We start from the raw sequence: 21,547 nt of genomic DNA, 5'->3' as shown, positions 1-21,547 counted from the left end.
GGTTCGTAAGGGGGCCGTGCGAGGTACCCCGGTACAGGCTGTGATACGGGCAGCCTTCTAACCCGTGTTGCCCCGGACGATGCCGGGGCGCGAGCGCGATCAGCCGAGCAGTTCCTGCTCCAGCTTCTTCGCCATTTCCTCGATATTCTCGGGCGGCCAGCCCGGAATATCCATCCCGAGACGCAAACCCATGCTGGAGAGCACTTCCTTGATCTCGTTCAGCGACTTGCGGCCGAAGTTCGGGGTGCGGAGCATTTCCGCCTCCGTCTTCTGCACCAGATCGCCGATGTAGATGATGTTGTCGTTCTTGAGGCAGTTGGCCGAACGCACCGACAGTTCCAGCTCGTCGACCTTCTTGAGCAGGTAACGGTTGAGCTGATTGGCGTCCGATTCCTCGGGCTGTGCGGCGACGCCGGCGGTCTGCTGCGCACCCTGCGGAATGCCATCCTCGAAGTGCACGAACAGCGTGAGCTGATCCTGCAGAATGCGCGCGGCATAGGCGACGGCATCCTCGGGCGTGACGGTTCCGTCGGTCTCGATCGTCAGGTTGAGCTTGTCGTAGTCGAGTTCCTGCCCGACGCGGGCGTTCTCGACCTTGTAGGACACCTGACGCACCGGCGAATAGAGCGCGTCGATCGGGATGAGGCCGATCGGCGCATCGGCCGGACGGTTCTGCGCCGCGGGAACATAGCCCTTCCCGCTCTCTGCGGTCAGTTCCATGTTCAGCGTCGCACCCTCGTCGAGGTGGCAGATGATGAGATCCTTGTTCATCACCTCGATATCGCCGGTCACGGCAATATCGCCCGCCTTCACTTCGGCAGGGCCGGTGACGGACAGGTTCAGACGCTTTGCGCCCTCGCCTTCCATCTTGAGCGCGACTTGCTTGATGTTGAGCACGATGTCGGTGATGTCCTCGCGCACGCCGGCGAGGGATGAGAATTCGTGAAGGACGTTGTCGATCTTGATCGACGTGATCGCTGCGCCCTGCAGCGACGACAAAAGCACACGGCGCAGCGCATTGCCGAGCGTCAGGCCAAAGCCGCGTTCCAGCGGTTCGGCGACGAAGGTCGCGCGACGCTTGGCATCGCCACCGCTCTTGATCTCGAGGCTGTTGGGCTTTTTCAGTTCCTGCCAGTTCTTGTTATTGACGGACATGGACTTCCCCTAGGGTTTTAACATGAATTGCGGCGCCATCCGGATGACGGCCGCCAGGCAGATGATCCGAAGGACGGACCGGGGATCCTTCCGGCCCGTCCTCGCGCGTTCGAATCAGACGCGGCGGCGCTTGGACGGACGCACGCCATTGTGCGGGATGGGGGTCACGTCGCGGATCGAGGTGATGGTGAAACCCACCGCCTGGAGAGCGCGCAGCGCGCTTTCACGGCCCGAACCGGGGCCCTTGACCTCGACCTCGAGCGTGCGGACACCATGCTCCGCTGCCTTCTTGCCGGCATCGTCGGCGGCAACCTGCGCGGCATAGGGCGTCGACTTGCGGCTGCCCTTGAAGCCCATCATGCCGGCAGACGACCAGCTGATCGCATTGCCCTGCGCATCGGTGATGGTGATCATGGTGTTGTTGAAGCTGGCGTTCACATGCGCGACGCCGCTGGAGATATTCTTGCGCTCGCGCCGCTTAATGCGCTGGGGTTCGCGTGCCATAATGGAAATTCCTGTCGTAGAACTGGGAAGGGAAAGCTGGGCCTAGGCCCGCTTACTTCTTCTTGCCGGCAATCGGCTTTGCCTTGCCCTTGCGGGTGCGCGCATTGGTGTGCGTACGCTGGCCGCGAACGGGAAGGCCCCTACGATGGCGAAGACCGCGATAGCAGGCCAGATCCATCAGGCGCTTGATGTTCATTGCGGTTTCACGGCGAAGGTCGCCCTCGACCGTGTAGTCGCTGTCGATCGTTTCGCGAATCTGCACGACTTCCTGGTCGGTCAGATCCTGCACCCGGCGGGTGTGATCGATGGCGAGCTTGTCGGCGATGTCCTTGGCGGACTGCGGGCCGATACCGTGAATATAGGTCAGCGCGATAATCAGGCGCTTGTTGGTGGGGATATTTACCCCGGCAATACGAGCCACTTTTTTCTCCTGCTCCACAGGGCCGTTGCCGATGCTTCGGTTATGACCGAAGGCAGTCCGGCGACTCCCCATCTCATAGCGTTGATGCCCGCACGAATGGCGGATGGGCCGGAAACCCCGTCGATACGGGAAACCGGACAAAATCCGAATTCATGGCGAGCGAAGGGCGCGCTTACGCAGATTCGCAGTCGCTGTCAACGCCCTGCGGACGGCACCGCGACTGCCCCCGGCGCGGTGCCGGGCGGCGCTCAGGAAAGGATGGCCTCGATCCGATCGGTCACGGCCTCGATATCGGCCATGCCGTCCACGCGCGACACGATGCCCTGCGCATCATAGATGGGAAGGATCGGCGCGGTCTTCGCCCGATATTCCGCCATGCGCGTGCGCACGGTTTCCTCATTGTCGTCGGGGCGGCGCTTGAACTCCGTCGCGCCGCAGACGTCGCAGACACCTTCGACTTTCGGGCGTTCGAAGATATCGTGATACCCCTTGCCGCAATTGGCGCACGAAAACCGTCCGACGATCCGCTCGACGAGCGCATCCTCGTTGACCTCGAGTTCGATGACGTGATCGAGGTTGCGACCGTGTTTGGCCAGGATCTCGTCCAGCGCGGCGGCCTGCACCGCCGTCCGGGGATAGCCGTCGAAGATCGCCCCCGTATCTTCATCCATCGCTTCGAGTTCTACCGAAATCAGCGCCGACACGATCTCGTCCGAGACGAGCTCCCCTGCATCCATCACCGCTTTCGCGCGCTGCCCGATCGGCGTCTGCGCCTTCACCGCGGCACGAAGCATGTCGCCGGTCGAAAGCTGGCGCATGCCGCGCCGGTCGACGAGCCGCTGGGACTGGGTGCCTTTGCCTGCACCGGGCGGGCCGAGAAGGATGATGTTCATGCGAGGTTTCCCCAAACCGTCCGGCTGAGCCGGTTATCGCAGGCGGCCTTTCAGCTTCGCCTTCTTTATGAGATCGCCGTATTGATGCGCAAGCAGATGGCTTTGAATCTGTGCGATCGTATCGACGGTGACGTTGACCACGATCAACAGGCTGGTGCCGCCGAGAAAGAAAGGCAAGCCCGTTAGCGCAATCACATATTCCGGAAGGACGCAGACGAGCGTCAGATAGGCCGCGCCAATGACCGTGATGCGCGTCAGCACGTAGTCCAGATAGTTCGCCGTGTTCCGCCCCGGACGGATGCCAGGAATGAAGCCGCCGTTCTTCTTGAGGTTCTCCGCCGTTTCTTCGGGATTGAAAACCACCGCGGTGTAGAAGAAGGTGAAGAAGATGATCCCCGCCGCATAGAGCAGCATGTAGAGCGGCGCGCCGTGCTGGAGATACTGGTTGAGCGTCACAAGGACCCCGCCCATCGTGCTGTCGGGCGTCACCGAACTGCCGGCGAACTGCGTGATGGTGAGCGGCAGCAGCAGCAGCGAGCTTGCGAAGATCGGCGGAATGACGCCGGCGGTGTTCAGCTTGAGCGGCAGATGGCTGCGATCCGCCTGCATCATGCCGCGCTGACCCGCGCGCTTGGGATATTGAATGAGCAGACGCCGGTTCGCACGCTCCATGAAACAGATGAACAGCACGAGCCCGACGATGACGATGATGAGCGCCACGATCAGGAACGGCGAGATGGAGCCGGAACGCCCGCCCTCGAAAAGCTGGGCAGTGATCGTCGGGAACTGCGCGATGATGCCCGCCATGATGATCAGCGAAACGCCGTTGCCGATACCGCGGGAGGTGATCTGCTCACCCAGCCAGAGCAGGAACATGGTCCCGCCGACGAGGCTGATGACCGCGCCGATGCGGAACATCAGGCCGGGATCGACCACAGCCTGCAACCCGCTCGCCGCGGAATAGCTTTCAAGGCCGACCGCGAGGAAATAGCCCTGCACCGCAGTCAACCCGACCGTGCCGTAGCGCGTATACTGATTGAGCTTCTTCCGCCCGCTCTCGCCCTCTTTCTTGAGGGCGGCGAGCGCGGGGTGAAGCGAGGCGGCAAGCTGCACGACGATGGAGGCGGTGATGTAGGGCATGACGCCGAGCGCGATGAGGCTCATGCGCTCGAGGCTACCGCCCGAAAACGTATTGAAAAGATCGAGCACGCCGCCGCGCGTCTGCGCATAGAGATCCTGAAGGATCAGCGGATTGACGCCGGGAAGCGGAACGAAGCTCAGGAAACGGAACACGATCAGCGCGCCGATCGTGAACCAGATCCGGTTCTTCAGCTCCGTCGCCTTCGAAAAATTGGCGAGGCTCAGATTGCTTGCAAGATTGTCGGCTCGTGATGCCATGATCGCTCAAATGCCTTGTTGGGGCGAAAGAATGCTCCTGCGTCGCGGCGAACGGAGATCGGCCGACAACGACGCATGAACGAACCGGCCCGGGTGCGTGTGCGCCCGGACCGGTTGCAGGACCTTACTTGGCCGCTTCGGGCGTCTCGACCGAGCCGCCCAGCTTCTCGACCGCTTCACGCGCGCCCTTCGACGCGCCTGCGACCTTGAACTGCGCCTTCGCGGTCAGCTCACCCTTGGCAAGGAGGCGGACGCCGTCCTTGCCGCCGCGTGCGAGACCGGCGGCCTTCAGCGCAGCATGATCGATCACGCCACCCGCATCGAGCTTGCCGGCGTCGATGAACTTCTGAATCATGCCCAGGTTCACTTCGGCATAATCCTTGCCGAACGGGTTGTTGAACCCGCGCTTCGGCAGACGCATGTGGAGCGGCATCTGACCGCCTTCGAAGCCCTTGACGGCGACGCCCGAACGGCTCTTCTGGCCCTTCTGGCCACGACCGCTGGTCTTGCCCTTGCCGGAGCCGATACCGCGGCCCACGCGCATGCGGGATTTGCGGGCACCGTCGTTGTCACGAATTTCATTCAATTTCATAATCTGCACTCGCTTTCGCTTTGATTCGCGCTGTCGGCCCCCGAAGGAACCGTCGGAAGTGGGCGCCTTAGCCATAGCGCGGGGAAATGTCACCCCCCGCACCGAAGGATTGTCGCCATTACGAAAAAGGCCGGGCAGCGCGTGCCCGGCCTTTCAATCGTTACGTCTGGCGTCGATCAATCGACGATCTTCACCAGATGCGGGATCTTCGCGATCGCGCCGCGAACCTCGGGCGTGTCCTGACGCTCGACAATGCGATGCATCTTGCCCAGCCCCAGACCGATAAGGATCTTCTGCTGCGATTCGGGACGGCGGATCGGCGAACCGGTCTGCTTGATCTTGATGGTGTTGGCCATGCTCGCTTACTCCACGACTGCCGCGGCTTCGGCTTCCGCCTCGGCCTCGGTCGATCCGCCACGGCCCAGCAGGTCGGCGACCTTCTTGCCGCGACGCTGCGCCACCGATTTCGGCGACGACTGGTTCGTCAGCGCCGAAAATGTCGCGCGGATCATGTTGTAGGGATTGGACGTGCCGACCGACTTGGTCACGACGTCGGCAACGCCCAGGCTTTCGAACACGGCGCGCATCGGACCGCCCGCGATGATGCCCGTACCGGCCGGGGCCGTGCGGACATTGACCTTGCCCGCACCGAAACGGCCCTTGCCGTCATGGTGAAGCGTGCGGCCTTCCTTGAGCGGAACGCGAACCATCGTCTTCTTTGCCGCGGCGGTCGCCTTGTTGATCGCCTCGGGAACTTCGCGGGCCTTGCCCTTGCCGAACCCGACGCGGCCCTTGCCGTCGCCGACCACGACCAGTGCCGCAAAACCGAAGCGCTTGCCGCCCTTCACCGTCTTGGACACGCGGTTGATGTGGACGAGCTTTTCGATCAGCTCCTCCCCATCGTCGTTGTTGCCACGACCGCCACGACGGTCGTCACGTCCGCCGCGACCGCGACCGCGGCCACCGCCACGCTCGTTGCCGCCGCGATCGTTGCGTCCGCCGCGACCACGCTGTTCACGCGGCTGCGAGGGATCGCCGGCTGCGGGCGACTGATTGTCGGCCGCCTCGGTGCTTGCCGTCGTCGGCGTGGGCGTGCTGCCCGCGTTGTCGACCGTGGTCGCTTCGTTGTTGTTTTCGTCAGCCATCATCAGAACTCCAGCCCGCCTTCGCGTGCGGCGTCGGCCAGCGCCTTGACGCGGCCATGGAAAAGGAAACCGCCACGGTCGAACACCACGGACGTCACGCCCGCCTTCTTGGCGGCGGCGGCAATATCCTTGCCCACCTGAGCGGCGGCATCGGCCGTTGCGCCGGTCGACTTGCCGTTGAGCGTCGATGCCGCGGCCAGGGTCCGGCCCTGCGCATCATCGATGACCTGGGCGTAGATGTGGCGCCCGGTGCGGTGCACCGAGAGACGCGGGCGGCCATTGCCACGCTCGCGCAGCGCGGTGCGGACCCGGCGGCGGCGACGTTCGAAAAGGGAAAGCTTTGCCATCTTACTTCTTCTTCCCTTCCTTGCGGAAGACATACTCGCCGCGATATTTGATGCCCTTGCCCTTGTAGGGTTCGGGCTTGCGCCAGCGGCGAATCTCGGCGGCGAACTGGCCGACGGCCTGCTTGTCGATGCCGCTGATCTCGATCGTGGTCTGATCGGGCGTCTTCACCTCGACACCCTCCGGCACATCGAGATCGACGTCGTGGCTGAAACCGAGCTGCAGCTTGAGCTTGCGCCCCGAAGCCTGTGCACGATAGCCAACGCCGTTGATCTCGAGCACCTTGGTGTAACCCTCGGTGACACCTTCGACGAGGTTGGAAACCAGCGTACGCTGCATGCCCCAGAAAGCCCGTGCTTCCTTGGAATCGTTCGCAGGCTGCACGGAGATTTCGCCGTCACGCACTTCGTAGGAAATGTTGTCGGCCAGTCCGAGGGTCAGCGTGCCCTTGGGCCCCTTCACCGTCAGCACGTCATCGGCGATCTTCGCCTCGACATTGCTGGGCATGGGGACGGCGCGTTTACCGATGCGGCTCATCAGAACACCTCCGCAAGCACTTCGCCGCCGACGTTCTCGTTGCGCGCTTCGGCATCCGAAAGCACGCCACGCGGCGTCGAGACGATGGTGATACCAAGACCGCCACGCACGCTGGGAAGCTCCTTGCTGCCCGAGTAGATGCGGCGGCCCGGCTTGGACACGCGGGCGACATGCTTGATCGCAGGTTCGCCTTCGAAATATTTCAGTTCGATCCGCAGCGCCTTGTGCTTGCCGGTCTCGTCTTCGCTATAGCCACGGATGTAGCCTTCGCGTTCCAGAACCGAGAGAACATTCGCGCGCAGCTTGGACGCGGGCGAAAGGACGGAATCCTTCTTCGCCTGCTGGCCGTTGCGGATACGGGTGAGCATATCACCCAGGGGATCGGTCATTGCCATCGTTCAGATCCTCACCAGCTCGACTTGGTTACGCCCGGGATCATGCCCTTGTTGGCAAGATCGCGCAGTTCGATACGGTTGAGACCGAACTTGCGGTAATAACCACGCGGGCGACCGGTGGTCGTGCAGCGGTTGCGGATGCGCGTCGGGTTACCGTTGCGCGGGATTTCGGCCATCTGAAGCCGCGCGATCCAACGCTCCGATTCCTCGAGCGATTCGTCGTCCGCGATAGCTTTCAGCTTCGCGTATTTCGCAGCATATTTCAGAGCGAGCTTCTTGCGACGCTCGTTCTTGTTGATGGAACTCAGTTTCGCCATGGACTTAAGCTCTCTTTCCGGGGCGGCTCACGCCGCCTCCTTCTTGTCCTGCTCTTCTGCAGGGAACGGGAAACCGAACAGGCGCAGCAGCTCGTGCGCTTCCTCGTCGGTCTTGGCAGTGGTGGTGACGATGATGTCCATCCCACGCACCGTTTCGATCTGGTCGTAGCTGATCTCGGGGAAGATGATCTGCTCCTTGATGCCCATCGCGTAATTGCCGCGCCCGTCGAAGCTCTTCGGGTTCAGCCCGCGAAAATCGCGGATGCGCGGCATCGCAATGGTGACCAGACGGTCGAGAAATTCGTACATGCGTTCGCGGCGCAGGGTGACCTTGCAACCGATCGGCATGTCTTCGCGCAGCTTGAACTGTGCGATCGACTTCTTCGCCTTGGTGATGACGGGCTTCTGCCCGGCAATCAGCTCCATCTCGGCAGCGGCGGTCTGGACCTTCTTCTTGTCCTGGCTCGCCTCGCCGACGCCCATGTTGAGCGTGATCTTCTCGACCCGGGGAACTTCGAAGCCGTTCTTGTAGCCGAACTTCTCGGTCATCGCCTTGACGATCTCTTCGTCGTACTTGGCGCGGAAACGGGGGGTATAATCAGCCATCGATCTTCTCTCCGGACTTGACGGCGACGCGCACCTTCTTGCCGTCCTGCTCTTCAAAGCGGACGCGGGTGGGCTTGCCATCCTTCGGGTCGGCTACGGCAACCTTGGAGATCGCCATCGGCGCAGGATTGCGGTCGATGCCGCCCTGCGGGTTCGCCTGCGTCGGCTTGCGGTGGCGGGTGGCGACATTCACGCCATCCACGAGCACCTTGCCGTCCTTCGGCATGACCTGCAGCACGGTGCCGGTCTGGCCCTTGTCCTTGCCGGACAGGACGACGACGCTGTCACCCTTCTTGATCTTTGCAGAAGCCATTACAGCACCTCCGGAGCCAGGCTGACGATCTTCATGAACCCGCGTCCGCGCAGTTCGCGCACGACGGGGCCAAAGATACGCGTGCCGATCGGCTCTTCGTTCTTGTTCACCAGCACGGCGGCGTTGCCGTCGAAACGAATGACGCTGCCGTCGGGACGGCGCACATCCTTGCGGGTGCGGACGATCACGGCACGGTGCACGTCGCCCTTCTTCACCTTGGCCCGCGGCTGCGCTTCCTTCACGGAGACGACGATGACGTCGCCAACGCTCGCGGTGCGCCGCTTCGAGCCGCCCAGCACCTTGATGCACTGGACGCGCTTGGCGCCGCTGTTGTCAGCGACATCCAAGTTGGATTGCATCTGGATCATGGATCCGGTTCCTTCTCAATTGGCTTGCCGGAACAAAATGTCCGGCAGTTCCACAAACTTGTCTAACGCCTCAGGCGCTTTCGGAGAGATCCGCCTCGACGGCCTCACCCTTGCCGGCGACGATGCGGTCGATGACGCGCCATGTCTTCAGCTTGGACATGGGCTTGGTCTCTTCGATCCGCACGACTTCGCCGGGCTTGTAGGCGTTCTCTTCGTCGTGTGCATGATATTTCTTCGAACGACGGATGATCTTCCCGTAAAGGGGATGCTTCACCTTGCGCTCGACATTGACCACGACGGTCTTGTCGGTCTTGTCGGACACCACGGTGCCGGTCAGGATACGTTTGGGCATCGGTGTTTCCTCAAGCCTGCGCTTCGGCCGAACGCGTGCGTTCGGTCTGAAGCGTCTTGATGCGGGCGATATCGCGGCGAACTTCCTTGATCCGCGCCGGACGCTCGATCTGGTTGGTCGCAGCCTGGAAACGGAGGTTGAACGCCTCACGCTTCAGCTCAGCGAGATCGGACGAAAGCTGGTCGTCGGTCTTCCCGCGAAGATCTTCAATCTTTGCCATATTCTCGACTTCCCTACTTATTCGCCGCCAAGGTGCGAGCTGTCGCCGAGGCGGGCAACGACCTTGGTCTTGATCGGCAGCTTCATTGCGGCGCGTTCGAACGCTTCGGCCGCGAGCGGACCGGCAACGCCGTCCAGCTCGAACAGGATGCGGCCCGGCTTCACGCGAGCGGCCCAGTATTCCACCGAACCCTTGCCCTTGCCCTGACGGACTTCGGCAGGCTTCTTCGACACCGGAACGTCCGGGAACACGCGGATCCACAGACGGCCCTGACGCTTGATGTGGCGCGTGATCGCGCGGCGGGCCGCCTCGATCTGGCGTGCGGTAATCCGCTCGGGTTCCATCGCCTTCAGGCCATAGGACCCGAAGTTCAGCGTGGTGCCGCCCTTGGCCGTGCCATGGATCTTGCCCTTGAACGCCTTGCGGAACTTGGTCTTTTTCGGTTGCAGCATGTTATCTACTCAGCTCCCAAGCTCTCAGCGTGCCGGACGGACGCCGGAAGTCTGGGCTTCCATCATCAGGCGGTCCTGCGCCATCGGATCGTGGCCGAGGATCTCGCCTTTGAAGATCCAGCACTTGATACCGATGATGCCATAGGCGGTCAGCGCCTCGGCATCGGCGTAATCGACGTTCGCGCGCAGCGTGTGCAGCGGAACCCGACCTTCGCGATACCATTCGACGCGGGCGATCTCGGCACCGCCAAGACGGCCGCCGCAGGTGATCTTGATGCCCTCGGCGCCGAGACGCAGCGCGGACTGCACCGCGCGCTTCATCGCCCGGCGGAACGCGACGCGGCGAACCAGCTGATCGGCGATGCCCTGCGCGACGAGCTTGGCGTCGATTTCCGGCTTGCGGATCTCGACGATGTTCAGCTTGACCTCGCTCGACGTCATCTTCGACAGCTTCGAGCGCAGCTTCTCGATGTCCGCGCCCTTCTTGCCGATGATGACACCGGGGCGGGCGGCGTAGATCGAGATGCGGCACAGCTTGGCCGGACGCTCGATCACGACCTTCGAAATGGCGGCCTGCGGAAGCGTATCGACGATATACTTGCGGATCTCGATGTCTTCCTTGAGCAGCTGACGGTAATCGCCGCCTTCGGCGTACCACCGGCTGTCCCAGGTGCGGTTGATCTGCAGGCGCAGGCCGATCGGATTGCTTTTCTGGCCCATCTTACGCCTCTTCTTCCTGCTCGCGAACCACGATGCGCAACCGGCTGAACGGCTTCAGGATGCGGGTGCTCTTGCCCCGACCGCGCGTGTGGAAACGCTTCATGGTGATCGACTTGCCGACACTGGCCTCGGCGACGACGAGAGCGTCGACGTCGAGATTGTGGTTGTTCTCGGCATTGGCGATGGCCGATGCGAGAACCTTCTGCGCGTCGCGCGCCATCGCCTTGTTCGAAAAGGAGAGGATGTTCAACGCATCCTCGGCCTTCTTGCCGCGGATCAGGCCGGCAACGAGGTTCAGCTTCTGCGCGGAACCACGAATGGTGGTGCCCACGGCCAGAGCCTCGTTGTCGCCTACGCGGCGGGGAGCGGATTGCTTGCCCATCAGCGCTTGCCCTTCTTGTCAGCGGCGTGGCCCGGGAAGCTGCGCGTGGGCGCGAATTCACCGAGCTTGTGCCCAACCATGTCCTCACTGACGGACACGGGAATAAACTTGTGGCCGTTATAGACGCTGAACGTCAGACCGACGAACTGCGGCAGGATCGTCGAACGACGCGACCAGGTCTTGATCGCACCCCGGGTTGCGCCGTCCTGCGCAGCCTCGGCCTTCTTGAGAAGGTGAAGATCGACGAAGGGGCCTTTCCAGACGGAACGTGCCATGGCTTACCTCTTCTTCTTCGCGTGGCGAGAACGGATAATCATCTTGTCCGTCTGCTTGTTCTTGCGGGTACGAGCACCCTTGGTCGGCTTGCCCCACGGGGTCACCGGATGACGACCGCCGGAGGTCCGGCCTTCACCACCGCCGTGCGGGTGGTCGACCGGGTTCTTGGCCACACCACGCGTCAGCGGGCGACGACCCATCCAGCGCTTCCGACCGGCCTTCGCCAGGGTCTGGTTCGAATTGTCTGGGTTCGAAACGGCCCCGACCGTGCCCATGCAATCGCCGCGCAGGTAACGCTGCTCGCCCGAGTTCAGGCGGACGATGACGAGACCGCGGTCACGACCCACGACCTGTGCGTAGGTGCCTGCCGAACGGGCGATCTGCCCGCCCTTGCCCGGCTTCATCTCCAGGTTGTGGCAGATGGTGCCGACCGGCATGGTGGACAAAAGCATGGCATTGCCGGGCTTCGTGTCCGCCTTCTCCGATGCGACGACCGTGTCGCCAACGGCGAGACGCTGCGGCGCGAGGATATAGGCCTGTTCGCCGTCTTCGTACTTCACCAGCGCGATGAACGCCGTGCGGTTGGGGTCGTATTCGAGGCGTTCGACCGTGGCCGGCATGTCCCACTTGCGACGCTTGAAGTCGATATAGCGGTACTTCTGCTTGTGACCGCCGGCGATACCGCGCGAGGTCACGTGCCCCTTGTTGTTGCGGCCGCCGGTCTTGCGCTTGCCTTCGGTCAGACCCTTGACAGGGCGACCTTTCCAGAGCGCCGACTTGTCGACGAGGACGAGGCCGCGGCGTGCCGGGCTCGTCGGTTTATAGTTCTTGAGTGCCATGTTCCGCGCCTCAGATCCCGCTGGTGACGTCGATGGACTGGCCTTCGGCCAGCGTCACGATCGCCTTCTTCATGTCGGTGCGCTTGTAGGGCTTGCCCTTCCAGCGCTTCGTCTTGCCCTTCTGGACGACGGTGTTCACATTCGTGACCTTCACGTCGAACAGAGCCTCGACGGCCGCCTTGATCTCGGGCTTCGTCGAAGAATCCGCGACCTTGAACACCACGGCGTTATGCTCCGACAACAGCGTCGATTTCTCGGTAATGTGCGGCGCGACGATCACGTCGTAATGCCGCACGTCGATGTCCTGCTGCTTAGCCATTGAACCGCGCCTCCAGCTTTTCGACAGCGGACTTCGTCAGCACCAGCGTGTCGTGGTTCAGAATGTCATAGACATTGGCGCCGATCGCGGGGAGCACGTCCACCCCGATCAGGTTGCCCGATGCCTTGCGGAAGCCTTCATCGACGCTTTCGCCATCGATGACGAGCACCTTGCGGCCAAAGCCCAGCTTCTCGAAATTCGACAGCAGGACCTTCGTCTTGGCGTCCTTCATCTCGAGGCTGTCGAGAACGACGATATTGTCGTTCTGCGCCTTGGACGAAAGCGCCATCTTCAGGCCGAGCGCACGGATCTTCTTCGGAAGCGAGACATCGAAATCCCGCTTCCGAGCGCCGTGCGCCTTGCCGCCGCCGATGAAGATCGGCGCCTTGCGATCGCCGTGACGTGCGGTACCGCCGCCCTTCTGATTGCCGTACTTCTTGCCGGTGCGCGCAACGTCCGAACGCTCACGCGTGGGACGGGCGGTGCCGCGGCGGTTTTCAAGCTGCCAGGTCACGACGCGGTGCAGGATGTCTGCGCGCGGCTCAACACCGAACACGGCATCCGACAGCTCGACGTCGCCATTGGCCTTGCCCTCGAGGGTCTTAACATTGACCTTCACGATCAGGACTCCTTGGCTGCACCGTCGGACGTGCCGGCGGTGGTGTCATTGCTCAGCGTATCGGCGCCGGCTTCCTGCTCGTTCAGCAGCTTTGCCTGCTGCTCGGCATCGACCTCGGGAACGACAGCGTGCTCGGCGGCCGTCTCGACCATGCCGGCATCGGCCTCCTGGTGATCGGGATGCGTGGCCTTCTTCTCCAGCAGCGCGCCGGGGAACGGAACGCCTTCGGGAAGCGGAAGCTTCACCGCGTCCTGCACGATCAGCCAGCCATTCTTCGCGCCCGGGACCGAACCCTTTACGAAAAGCAGCCCGCGGTCGGCGTCGGTACGCACGATTTCGAGATTTTGCTGCGTGCGCTGACGGTCGCCCATGTGGTAGGCCATCTTCTTGTTCTTGAAGACGCGGCCCGGATCCTGGCGGTTACCCGTCGAACCGTGCGAACGGTGCGAGACGGAAACGCCGTGCGTCGCGCGCAGACCTCCGAAGCCCCAGCGCTTCATCGCGCCGGCAAAGCCCTTGCCCTGCGTGTGCCCGGTGATGTCAACCTTCTGCCCGGCAATGAAATGCTCGGCAGAGATCGACGCGCCAACGGGCAGCAGGCCGTCTTCGCCTTCGAGACGGAACTCGGCGAGCTTCATCTTGAGGCCGACCTCGGCCTTCGCGAAATGCTCGCGCTGCGGCTTGGCAACGTTCTTCTGCTTCGCCGGCACCGAGCTGCACCGCGACATAGCCGTCGCGGTCGAGGGTGCGGTGCGAAACAACCTGACAATCTTCCAACGCCAGGACCGTCACCGGAACATGTCGGCCGTCCTCTTGGAAAAGGCGGGTCATCCCCACCTTTTTGGCGATCACGCCAGTGCGCATGATCAAATCTCCTTACAGAGGCCTGCCGGACCATCCAGCAGGCTTGATCGGCCCAATCTGTCATGCGTCGCCCCGTCCGGGCCGATGTGCTTCACGAATGAAGCGAGACGGGGGACGCAGCCCGAGCGATTGCCCGGCGGTATCCCAAAGTCTTCGCCCCCGGTTGAACCGGGGACCGGAAAATCAAGCGAGCTTGATTTCCACATTCACGCCAGCGGCCAGGTCGAGCTTCATCAGAGCATCGACGGTCGAGGCATTCGGCTGCACGATGTCGAGCAGACGCTTGTAGGTGCGAACCTCGAACTGCTCCCGCGACTTCTTGTCGATGTGCGGGCCGCGGTTCACGGTAAACTTCTCAATACGCGTCGGCAGCGGAATGGGGCCACGAATGAGGGCGCCGGTACGACGCGCGGTTTCTGCGATTTCGCCAGTTGCCTGGTCGAGAACGCGGTGATCGAACGCCTTGAGGCGAATACGAATATTCTGAGCTTCCATTTCCAACTACCGATGCGAAAGAGCCGGGAATGACAAATGCCATTCCATAACAAAGAAAGAACCGCCCCACCTCTCCATCGTCATACCCCGAAGGTTTCTGACGTGGGAAGGGGCGGCCCTTCCGAAAATCCCGATCGACCGAATCTGTTAAGACCCGGTCGATGGAGTGCCTATATTACTTCGTGATCGTGCTGACAACCCCCGAACCGACGGTCCGGCCACCTTCGCGGATTGCGAAGCGGAGACCTTCGTCCATGGCGATCGGAGCAATCAGCTTGACCGAGATGGTCACGTTATCGCCCGGCATCACCATTTCGGTGCCCTCGGGAAGGATCACTTCGCCGGTGACGTCGGTGGTGCGGAAGTAGAACTGCGGACGATAGTTCGCGAAGAACGGCGTGTGACGGCCGCCCTCGTCCTTCGACAGGACGTAGACTTCGGCGCTGAACTCGGTGTGCGGCGTGATCGAGCCGGGCTTGCAGAGAACCTGCCCACGCTCCACGTCGTCACGGGCGACGCCGCGAACCAGAGCACCGATGTTGTCGCCGGCTTCACCCTGGTCGAGCAGCTTGCGGAACATTTCGACGCCGGTCACGGTCGTCTTCGCGGTGTCCTTGAGGCCGACGATCTCGACTTCCTCACCGACCTTCACGATGCCGGTCTCGACGCGGCCGGTCACGACCGTACCACGACCCGAGATCGAGAACACGTCCTCGACCGGCATCAGGAATGCCTGGTCGACCGGGCGCGCCGGCTGCGGGATGTAGTCGTCGACAGCCTTCATCAGCTCAAGGATCTTTTCCTTGCCGATGTTGTCGTCGCGGCCTTCGAGCGCGGCGAGAGCCGAACCGGCAACGATCGGAATATCGTCGCCCGGGAAGTCGTAGCTGGACAGCAGCTCACGGATTTCGAGTTCGACGAGCTCGAGCAGCTCTTCGTCGTCGACCTGATCGACCTTGTTCATGAACACGACGAGAGCCGGAACACCGACCTGACGTGCGAGCAGGATGTGCTCGCGGGTCTGCGGCATCGGGCCGTCGGCAGCGTTCACGACGAGGATCGCGCCGTCCATCTGCGCCGCACCGGTGATCATGTTCTTCACATAGTCGGCGTGGCCGGGGCAATCGACGTGCGCGTAGTGGCGCGCTTCGGTTTCATATTCGACGTGTGCGGTCGAAATGGTGATGCCGCGCTCGCGCTCTTCGGGCGCCTTGTCGATGTTCGCGAAATCGACGGCGGTGCCGCCCGACGTTTCAGCGAGCACCTTGGTGATCGCAGCGGTCAGCGTGGTCTTGCCGTGGTCGACGTGACCGATGGTGCCGATGTTGCAGTGCGGCTTGTTCCGCTCAAATTTAGCTTTCGCCATGATGTAAAACCTCTGTTCGTCTGATTTAAATTGACTGCGGGAAAGACGGCACCCGCTGAATCAGGCGCCGCCCCTAGACCGAACCTGCCTCTTAGGCAAGCTTCTCCTTCACCTCGGCCGCGACATTTGCCGGAACTTCGTCGTAGTGCGAGAACTGCATCGAGTACTGCGCACGCCCCTGCGTGAAGGAACGAAGCTCGTTGACGTAGCCGAACATGTTCGCCAGCGGCACGAAGGCGTCGACCGCCTGCGCGATACCGCGGGTGTCGGTGCCCTGGATCTGGCCGCGACGCGAATTGAGATCGCCGATCACGTCACCAAGGTAATCCTCGGGGGTGATGACCTCGACCTTCATGATGGGCTCCAGCAGCTTGATGCCTGCCTTCTGCGCCACATCGCGCATTGCGCCGCGACCCGCGATTTCGAACGCCACGGTGGACGAGTCGACATCGTGATACGCGCCGTCGATCAGCTTGATCGTGAAGTCGATGATCGGGAAGCCGACGAGATAGCCGCTCTCGGCCTGCTCGCGGAAACCCTTTTCAACGGACGGGATATATTCGCGCGGAATATTGCCGCCCTTGATCTCGTCGCTGAAAACGACGCCCTGGCCGCGTTCACCGGGGGTGACGACGACCTTGACGCGGCCGAACTGACCGGAGCCGCCCGACTGCTTCTTGTGGGTGTAGTCGACTTCGACTTCCTTGGCGAGCGACTCGCGATACGCCACCTGCGGTGCGCCGACGTTCGCCTCGACCTTGAACTCGCGCTTCATGCGATCGACGAGGATGTCGAGGTGAAGCTCGCCCATGCCCTTGATGATCGTCTGACCCGATTCGTGATCAGTCGTCACGCGGAACGAGGGATCCTCGGCAGCCAGACGATTGAGCGCGACGCCCATCTTTTCCTGGTCGGCCTTGGTCTTGGGTTCCACCGACAGCTCGATGACGGGTTCGGGAAATTCCATCCGCTCGAGGATGATGGGCGCGGACGATGCGCACAGCGTGTCGCCCGTCGTCGTTTCCTTCAGACCCGCAATCGCGACGATATCGCCCGCAAACGCCTCATCGATGTCTTCGCGGTTGTTGGAATGCATCAGCAGCATGCGGCCGATCTTTTCCTTCTTGTCCTTCACCGAGTTCAGCACCGAACCCTTGGCCAGCTGGCCAGAGTAGATGCGCGTGAAGGTGAGCGTGCCCACGAACGGATCGTTCATGATCTTGAACGCGAGCGCCGAGAACGGTGCATCGTCGCTCGACGGACGGGTTTCTTCCTTGTCGCTGTCGGGGAGCACGCCGCGAATGGCGGGCACGTCGACCGGGGAGGGCATGTAATCGACGACGGCGTCGAGCAGGGGCTGCACGCCCTTGTTCTTGAACGCCGAGCCGCAGATCACGGGCACGAACGCCTGCGCCAGCGTACCCTTGCGGATCAGGCGCTTGAGCGTCGCCGCATCGGGCTCCTGCCCTTCGAGATAGGCTTCCATCACGTCATCGTCCTGCTCCACGGCAGTTTCGATGAGCTTCTCGCGATATTCGGCAGCCTTGTCGGCGAGGTCGGCCGGGATGTCGACATAGTTGAACGTCGCGCCCAGACCGTCATTTTCCCAGACGATGCCGCGATTGTTCACGAGATCGACAACACCCTGCAAGTCAGCCTCTGCACCGATCGGGAGATACAGAACAAGCGGGGTCGCGCCGAGACGTTCGACGATAGAATTGACACAGTAATAGAAGTCGGCGCCGGTGCGGTCCAACTTGTTGATGAAGCACATCCGCGGGACCTTGTACTTGTCCGCCTGGCGCCACACGGTTTCCGACTGCGGCTCAACGCCGGCAACGCCGTCGAATACTGCGACCGCGCCGTCGAGCACGCGGAGCGAACGCTCGACCTCAATCGTGAAGTCGACGTGGCCGGGCGTGTCGATGATGTTGATGCGGTGCTTCGGGCCTTCGCCGTCTTAGGCCGACCAGAAGGTCGTCGTCGCGGCGGAGGTAATCGTGATGCCGCGCTCCTGCTCCTGCTCCATCCAGTCCATGGTCGCGGCGCCGTCGTGGACTTCGCCGATCTTGTAGGACTTGCCGGTGTAGTAGAGGATGCGTTCGGTCGTCGTGGTCTTGCCGGCGTCAATATGCGCCATGATGCCGATATTGCGATAGCGTTCCAGCGGATATTCGCGGGCCATGAGAGTTTCCTCGGGTGCAATGGGTGGGCGGCCTGCGGTGGCCGGACCTGCCCCATATAGTTATGAATGTGACCGGCGGAAGACACGGCGGAGACCATCCGCCATGCCTATCCACCGTTTCGCCTTATCGGCGCGTGTTACCAGCGGTAATGGCTGAACGCGCGGTTGGCGTCGGCCATGCGGTGCGTGTCTTCGCGCTTCTTCACCGCGTTGCCGCGATTGTTCGACGCGTCCATCAGCTCGCCCGAAAGGCGGGCGGCCATGGTCGTTTCGGGGCGGTTGCGCGCCGCGGTGATGAGCCAGCGAATGGCCAGCGCCTGCGCACGCTCGGGACGAACCTCGACCGGGACCTGGTAGGTGGCACCGCCGACGCGGCGGCTGCGGACCTCGATCTGCGGCATGATGTTGTTCAGCGCATCGTGGAACAGCTGCACCGGGTCGGTCTTGGCGCGGGTCTCGACGGTTTCGAGCGCGCCATAGACGATCGATTCGGCGGTCGACTTCTTGCCGTCGTACATGAGGTTGTTCATGAACTTCGACAGGATCTGATCACCGAACTTGGGATCGGGCAGGATGACGCGCTTTTCGGGGCGACGACGACGTGACATGTTTCAATAACTCCTGAAAAGAGCAGCCGGGGGCGCGGACACTGCGGCCCGCACCCGCCAAGGGCTTACTTCGGACGCTTGGCGCCGTATTTCGAACGGGACTGCTTGCGATCCTTCACGCCCTGCGTGTCGAGAACGCCGCGCAGCACGTGGTAGCGCACGCCGGGAAGGTCGCGGACACGGCCGCCGCGGATCAGCACGACGGAGTGTTCCTGAAGGTTGTGGCCTTCGCCCGGGATGTAGGTGATGACTTCGCGGCCATTGGTCAGGCGCACCTTGGCCACCTTGCGAAGCGCGGAGTTCGGCTTCTTCGGGGTCGTGGTGTAGACACGGGTGCAAACGCCGCGCTTCTGCGGGTTGGCTTCCATGGCCGGAACCTTGGACTTCGCCTTTTGCGGCACGCGGCCCTTGCGGACCAGCTGGTTGATCGTCGGCATAATCTCTTCCTCGTTTCCGACGGGAGGTTTCCCGCCGGTTTAAGCCCTCCCCCGCGCGTTTCGGCGGATGGGAAAGGGCAATTTCCTTACCTGTTGCGCGCCGCCCGCCAAGGGGGACGATGCGCCGCAATCCTTTGCCTGCATGGCAAGGCATGCGCGGTATGCGGAGATGTTGGTTTCGGTGGTTCACGTCACGCGCGCAAACGGCGGTGTATGAAATACGCCGCCCGACGCCGTTCGGTGAGCCGAAAAACACTCCACCCCGGCACAAGGCCCGCAGGGTTACTTTGACGGATATTCGCGCAGCTGCGCGCCTCACCGGCAATGTTCAGCTCTATGACTGTTGGACGAATCCAACGTTTCGTGCGCCGCGCCTAGGGGAGAATGCGGGCGGGGTCAAGGGGTTGGGGTGTGCGACGCGGCGGCGTTTTTGTCGCATGGTCGCGCGAATGCCGCTTGCCGAACGGTGTGCGTTGGATCAATGGGCGAATCCGAAACGGGTCGAGGATTTCCATACATGCGTTCAATTGTTGCATTGGTGTCGATTGCATTGAGCGCGGCACCCGCGATGGCCGACGAGCCGATCGTGCTGACCTCATCCACCGCATGGCAACTCGATTATGCCGAGAACAAATGCCGGCTTAGCCGCGTTTTTGGCGAGGATGGTAACAGGTCGGTCTTTATCATCGACAAGGATTCGCCCGGCAAGCTGCTGTCATGGATAGTGGCGAGCCCTTTGCTCGTGCCTTTCCGGCAGGACCGGGAAAGCGCAAGCCGATTCGGCCCCAATTTCGAGCCCGTCGTTCGAAAGGCGACGCCGTTGCTTTTCAAAGGGTATGGCCAAGCCTTCATGAGCGAGGGGTACAGGCCCATGAAGGATCATGCGGCTATGACGTCGTCCGGCCTTGCGAAGACGGAAGCCCCCGAAACGCTTGGCGAGATCGGGAAGCAGATCGAATGGTTCCAGATTTCGCAGGGGAAACGAGCGGTCCGGTTCGATCTCGGCGGCATGGGCGCCCCCTTTGCGGCCCTTGCCACCTGCGCCGACGATTTGATGATCAGCTGGGGGCTTGACCCCAAGGAACTGGAAGCCGTTCATACGCTTACCAAGATGGTGAACATGGAAGAGTTCGCCCAGAAGGTTCAGCGTCGTTATCCGGCGACGGCGGGCGACCGCGGACTGGGCGCGATTTTCAATATGAAAATCGTGGTCGACGAACAAGGCAACATTGTGTGGTGCAAGATGTTCGCACAAACCAAGGCCGAAGGTTTCGACGACGCCGCCTGTGCGATCGCGATGGAAGATCTGATCCTCGAACCGGCACGAGACAAGGATGGCAAGCCGGTGAAATCGCTCTTGAATAGTAAGATAACCTATTTCACGAAGTGAGATCCCGAGACGTCGCCCGCAGCTTTTATTTTCCTACAACCCTGCCCCGCGCCTAACCCCGCTCCCCCTCATCAACGGCGGAGCGTGTCATGGTCGATCTTTCCTTTACCCCGGCGGTGCAGAAAAAGCGGCGCAAGCTCGATGCCGGGACGCAGCGGAAATTCATTGCGGCACTCGCCCGGTGCGGGTTCGTCGGCGATGCCGCGGCCGAGATCGGCGTGAGCGTGGCGGCGCTGCACAAGCTGCGATACCGCGACGGGGCGGAGGAGTTTCGCGCGGCGTGGGACCGGGCGCGGCTGTGCGATACGGCGCGTGACGCACGGCGGGCGCGGCGGCGGGGGATCGTTCGCGTGCGTGATGGCGGGGACGGTGGTTCGGCAGGTTATCGCGTGATCGGCGGCGCGGAGCGGGACGAACCGCTGCATTGCCGGTCGGCGCGGCCTTCGCGGCGGACGAGCCATGTCGCCTTTACCACCGAAGAGCCGGAGCCGGGCGATCCGCTGCTCGATTTCGCGCCGTTCGTGCATCCCCGTCCCCGGCGAAACTCGATCACCCCGGACCGCCAGCGCCGCTTTATCGCCGTGCTTGCCGCCACGGGCAGCATCACGCAGGCCGCGCGCCGCATCGGGGCGAGTGTCGAGGCGCTTTATACGTTACGCGCGCGCAAAGGCGCGGAGGGGTTTGCCGCCGCGTGGGAGCGCGCGGTCGATTGCGGGATTGCGAGGCTGGAAGACACCGCGCTTACTCGCGCGATCGAGGGGGAGGCGCGGCCCATCGTGTCGGGCGGCGCGATCATTGGCGAGTGGCGGCGACATAACGAGGCGCTGGTCATGTTCATGCTGCGTCATCGCCGCGCGCATCGCTATGGCGAGGCCGCGATGCCGCGTCCCGGGGACCCGGTTTACGAAACGCTCAAACAGCAATGGCGCGCGGAGACGTTCGGCGACGAGGACGCGGTGCGCGCGCGGATCAATGCGAAGCTCGACCTCATGCGCGAGAGGATGGAGGCGGGGCGGCATCTGCTCTCCCTCCGC

31 protein-coding genes and 2 pseudogenes are annotated in these 21,547 nt (G+C 62.6%); 1 reads left to right on the top strand and 32 read right to left on the bottom strand.

From position 1 onward, the window contains the following. Window positions 1-99: 99 nt before the first annotated feature. The 30 genes and pseudogenes from JD971_RS11905 to rpsL form a co-directional block, all read right to left on the bottom strand. Window positions 100-1,155 (bottom strand): DNA-directed RNA polymerase subunit alpha, encoded by a 1,056-nt coding sequence (locus JD971_RS11905; protein WP_202083674.1) that lies wholly within the window; start codon window positions 1,153-1,155, stop codon window positions 100-102. A gap of 114 nt (window positions 1,156-1,269) precedes the next feature. Further along, on the bottom strand, window positions 1,270-1,659 hold the full coding sequence (rpsK, locus tag JD971_RS11900) for a 30S ribosomal protein S11 (RefSeq protein ID WP_057884041.1): 390 nt from the start codon (window positions 1,657-1,659) through the stop codon (window positions 1,270-1,272). 52 nt (window positions 1,660-1,711) lie between these two features. After that, window positions 1,712-2,080 carry a 30S ribosomal protein S13 gene (gene rpsM, locus JD971_RS11895; protein ID WP_202087632.1) on the bottom strand — a complete coding sequence of 123 codons (369 nt, stop codon included), beginning with the start codon at window positions 2,078-2,080 and terminating at the stop codon, window positions 1,712-1,714. Between the two features lie 248 nt (window positions 2,081-2,328). Continuing rightward, on the bottom strand, window positions 2,329-2,973 hold the full coding sequence (locus JD971_RS11890; RefSeq protein WP_202083672.1) for an adenylate kinase: 645 nt from the start codon (window positions 2,971-2,973) through the stop codon (window positions 2,329-2,331). Window positions 2,974-3,006: 33 nt separating this feature from the next. After that, on the bottom strand, window positions 3,007-4,371 hold the full coding sequence (secY, locus tag JD971_RS11885) for a preprotein translocase subunit SecY (protein WP_202083669.1): 1,365 nt from the start codon (window positions 4,369-4,371) through the stop codon (window positions 3,007-3,009). A gap of 124 nt (window positions 4,372-4,495) precedes the next feature. Next, a complete protein-coding gene (gene rplO / locus JD971_RS11880) occupies window positions 4,496-4,963 on the bottom strand; it encodes a 50S ribosomal protein L15 (protein WP_202087622.1) in 468 nt (155 codons plus the stop codon). Between the two features lie 176 nt (window positions 4,964-5,139). Further along, window positions 5,140-5,319, bottom strand: coding sequence for a 50S ribosomal protein L30 (gene rpmD / locus JD971_RS11875; protein ID WP_202083667.1), 180 nt, complete (start codon window positions 5,317-5,319; stop codon window positions 5,140-5,142). A 6-nt stretch (window positions 5,320-5,325) separates the two neighbouring features. Beyond that, entirely contained in the window at window positions 5,326-6,108 is a 783-nt protein-coding gene (gene rpsE / locus JD971_RS11870) for a 30S ribosomal protein S5 (RefSeq protein WP_371809752.1), read from the bottom strand. A 2-nt stretch (window positions 6,109-6,110) separates the two neighbouring features. Further along, window positions 6,111-6,455, bottom strand: a complete 345-nt coding sequence (gene rplR, locus JD971_RS11865; RefSeq protein ID WP_202083665.1) for a 50S ribosomal protein L18 — start codon at window positions 6,453-6,455, stop codon at window positions 6,111-6,113. A 1-nt stretch (window position 6,456) separates the two neighbouring features. Continuing rightward, entirely contained in the window at window positions 6,457-6,990 is a 534-nt protein-coding gene (gene rplF / locus JD971_RS11860; protein ID WP_202083663.1) for a 50S ribosomal protein L6, read from the bottom strand. After that, a complete protein-coding gene (rpsH, locus tag JD971_RS11855; protein ID WP_202083661.1) occupies window positions 6,990-7,385 on the bottom strand; it encodes a 30S ribosomal protein S8 in 396 nt (131 codons plus the stop codon). The genes rplF and rpsH overlap by 1 nt, the downstream gene beginning before the upstream one ends. 11 nt (window positions 7,386-7,396) lie before the next feature. Next, window positions 7,397-7,702 (bottom strand): 30S ribosomal protein S14, encoded by a 306-nt coding sequence (gene rpsN / locus JD971_RS11850; protein WP_202083659.1) that lies wholly within the window; start codon window positions 7,700-7,702, stop codon window positions 7,397-7,399. Window positions 7,703-7,729: 27 nt separating this feature from the next. Beyond that, window positions 7,730-8,308 (bottom strand): 50S ribosomal protein L5, encoded by a 579-nt coding sequence (rplE, locus tag JD971_RS11845; RefSeq protein WP_202083657.1) that lies wholly within the window; start codon window positions 8,306-8,308, stop codon window positions 7,730-7,732. After that, entirely contained in the window at window positions 8,301-8,621 is a 321-nt protein-coding gene (rplX, locus tag JD971_RS11840) for a 50S ribosomal protein L24 (protein ID WP_202083655.1), read from the bottom strand. Before rplX ends, rplE begins: the two co-directional genes overlap by 8 nt. After that, window positions 8,621-8,989, bottom strand: a complete 369-nt coding sequence (rplN, locus tag JD971_RS11835) for a 50S ribosomal protein L14 (RefSeq protein WP_202083652.1) — start codon at window positions 8,987-8,989, stop codon at window positions 8,621-8,623. The genes rplX and rplN overlap by 1 nt, the downstream gene beginning before the upstream one ends. 70 nt (window positions 8,990-9,059) lie before the next feature. Further along, the gene (gene rpsQ / locus JD971_RS11830; RefSeq protein ID WP_202083650.1) at window positions 9,060-9,341 is read right to left on the bottom strand and encodes a 30S ribosomal protein S17; all 282 of its coding nucleotides are present in this window, start codon (window positions 9,339-9,341) and stop codon (window positions 9,060-9,062) included. A gap of 10 nt (window positions 9,342-9,351) precedes the next feature. After that, the gene (gene rpmC, locus JD971_RS11825; RefSeq protein ID WP_202083647.1) at window positions 9,352-9,561 is read right to left on the bottom strand and encodes a 50S ribosomal protein L29; all 210 of its coding nucleotides are present in this window, start codon (window positions 9,559-9,561) and stop codon (window positions 9,352-9,354) included. Window positions 9,562-9,578: 17 nt separating this feature from the next. Then, window positions 9,579-10,013, bottom strand: a complete 435-nt coding sequence (gene rplP / locus JD971_RS11820; protein ID WP_202083645.1) for a 50S ribosomal protein L16 — start codon at window positions 10,011-10,013, stop codon at window positions 9,579-9,581. A gap of 24 nt (window positions 10,014-10,037) precedes the next feature. Then, a complete protein-coding gene (gene rpsC, locus JD971_RS11815; protein WP_202083643.1) occupies window positions 10,038-10,733 on the bottom strand; it encodes a 30S ribosomal protein S3 in 696 nt (231 codons plus the stop codon). A gap of 1 nt (window position 10,734) precedes the next feature. Then, complete coding sequence (gene rplV / locus JD971_RS11810) at window positions 10,735-11,115, bottom strand: 50S ribosomal protein L22 (RefSeq protein WP_202083641.1); 381 nt, start codon at window positions 11,113-11,115, stop codon at window positions 10,735-10,737. Continuing rightward, the gene (gene rpsS / locus JD971_RS11805; protein ID WP_202083631.1) at window positions 11,115-11,390 is read right to left on the bottom strand and encodes a 30S ribosomal protein S19; all 276 of its coding nucleotides are present in this window, start codon (window positions 11,388-11,390) and stop codon (window positions 11,115-11,117) included. Before rpsS ends, rplV begins: the two co-directional genes overlap by 1 nt. 3 nt (window positions 11,391-11,393) lie before the next feature. Next, window positions 11,394-12,230, bottom strand: coding sequence for a 50S ribosomal protein L2 (gene rplB / locus JD971_RS11800; RefSeq protein ID WP_202083629.1), 837 nt, complete (start codon window positions 12,228-12,230; stop codon window positions 11,394-11,396). A gap of 10 nt (window positions 12,231-12,240) precedes the next feature. Then, window positions 12,241-12,549 (bottom strand): 50S ribosomal protein L23, encoded by a 309-nt coding sequence (locus JD971_RS11795; RefSeq protein ID WP_202083627.1) that lies wholly within the window; start codon window positions 12,547-12,549, stop codon window positions 12,241-12,243. Beyond that, window positions 12,542-13,168, bottom strand: coding sequence for a 50S ribosomal protein L4 (rplD, locus tag JD971_RS11790; RefSeq protein WP_202083625.1), 627 nt, complete (start codon window positions 13,166-13,168; stop codon window positions 12,542-12,544). The genes JD971_RS11795 and rplD overlap by 8 nt, the downstream gene beginning before the upstream one ends. 2 nt (window positions 13,169-13,170) lie before the next feature. Further along, window positions 13,171-14,032: pseudogene (gene rplC, locus JD971_RS11785) on the bottom strand (50S ribosomal protein L3). 183 nt (window positions 14,033-14,215) lie between these two features. After that, window positions 14,216-14,527 carry a 30S ribosomal protein S10 gene (rpsJ, locus tag JD971_RS11780; protein WP_202083623.1) on the bottom strand — a complete coding sequence of 104 codons (312 nt, stop codon included), beginning with the start codon at window positions 14,525-14,527 and terminating at the stop codon, window positions 14,216-14,218. Window positions 14,528-14,702: 175 nt separating this feature from the next. Continuing rightward, a complete protein-coding gene (gene tuf, locus JD971_RS11775) occupies window positions 14,703-15,893 on the bottom strand; it encodes an elongation factor Tu (protein ID WP_202083621.1) in 1,191 nt (396 codons plus the stop codon). Between the two features lie 91 nt (window positions 15,894-15,984). Then, window positions 15,985-18,078: pseudogene (gene fusA, locus JD971_RS11770) on the bottom strand (elongation factor G). A 137-nt stretch (window positions 18,079-18,215) separates the two neighbouring features. After that, window positions 18,216-18,686, bottom strand: coding sequence for a 30S ribosomal protein S7 (rpsG, locus tag JD971_RS11765; RefSeq protein WP_202083619.1), 471 nt, complete (start codon window positions 18,684-18,686; stop codon window positions 18,216-18,218). A gap of 65 nt (window positions 18,687-18,751) precedes the next feature. Beyond that, window positions 18,752-19,123: a 30S ribosomal protein S12 gene (gene rpsL / locus JD971_RS11760; protein ID WP_127611038.1), complete on the bottom strand. Its 372-nt coding sequence runs from the start codon at window positions 19,121-19,123 to the stop codon at window positions 18,752-18,754. Window positions 19,124-19,604: 481 nt separating this feature from the next. On the opposite strand from rpsL, the gene JD971_RS11755 reads away from it, so the two are divergent. After that, complete coding sequence (locus JD971_RS11755) at window positions 19,605-20,513, top strand: energy transducer TonB (RefSeq protein ID WP_202083612.1); 909 nt, start codon at window positions 19,605-19,607, stop codon at window positions 20,511-20,513. Between the two features lie 71 nt (window positions 20,514-20,584). On the opposite strand, the gene JD971_RS11750 is transcribed toward JD971_RS11755, so the two are convergent. Both JD971_RS11750 and JD971_RS11745 read right to left on the bottom strand, forming a co-directional pair. Beyond that, window positions 20,585-20,938 (bottom strand): hypothetical protein, encoded by a 354-nt coding sequence (locus JD971_RS11750; protein ID WP_202083610.1) that lies wholly within the window; start codon window positions 20,936-20,938, stop codon window positions 20,585-20,587. A gap of 228 nt (window positions 20,939-21,166) precedes the next feature. Then, entirely contained in the window at window positions 21,167-21,532 is a 366-nt protein-coding gene (locus JD971_RS11745) for a hypothetical protein (protein WP_202083608.1), read from the bottom strand. Window positions 21,533-21,547: the final 15 nt, after the last annotated feature.

Origin of the sequence: Croceicoccus sp. YJ47, from assembly GCF_016745095.1 — a bacterium.
Taxonomy (GTDB): domain Bacteria; phylum Pseudomonadota; class Alphaproteobacteria; order Sphingomonadales; family Sphingomonadaceae; genus Croceicoccus.
The sequence above is the reverse complement of the archived record's forward strand: the minus strand, read 5'-3'. Positions and strand labels throughout refer to the sequence as shown.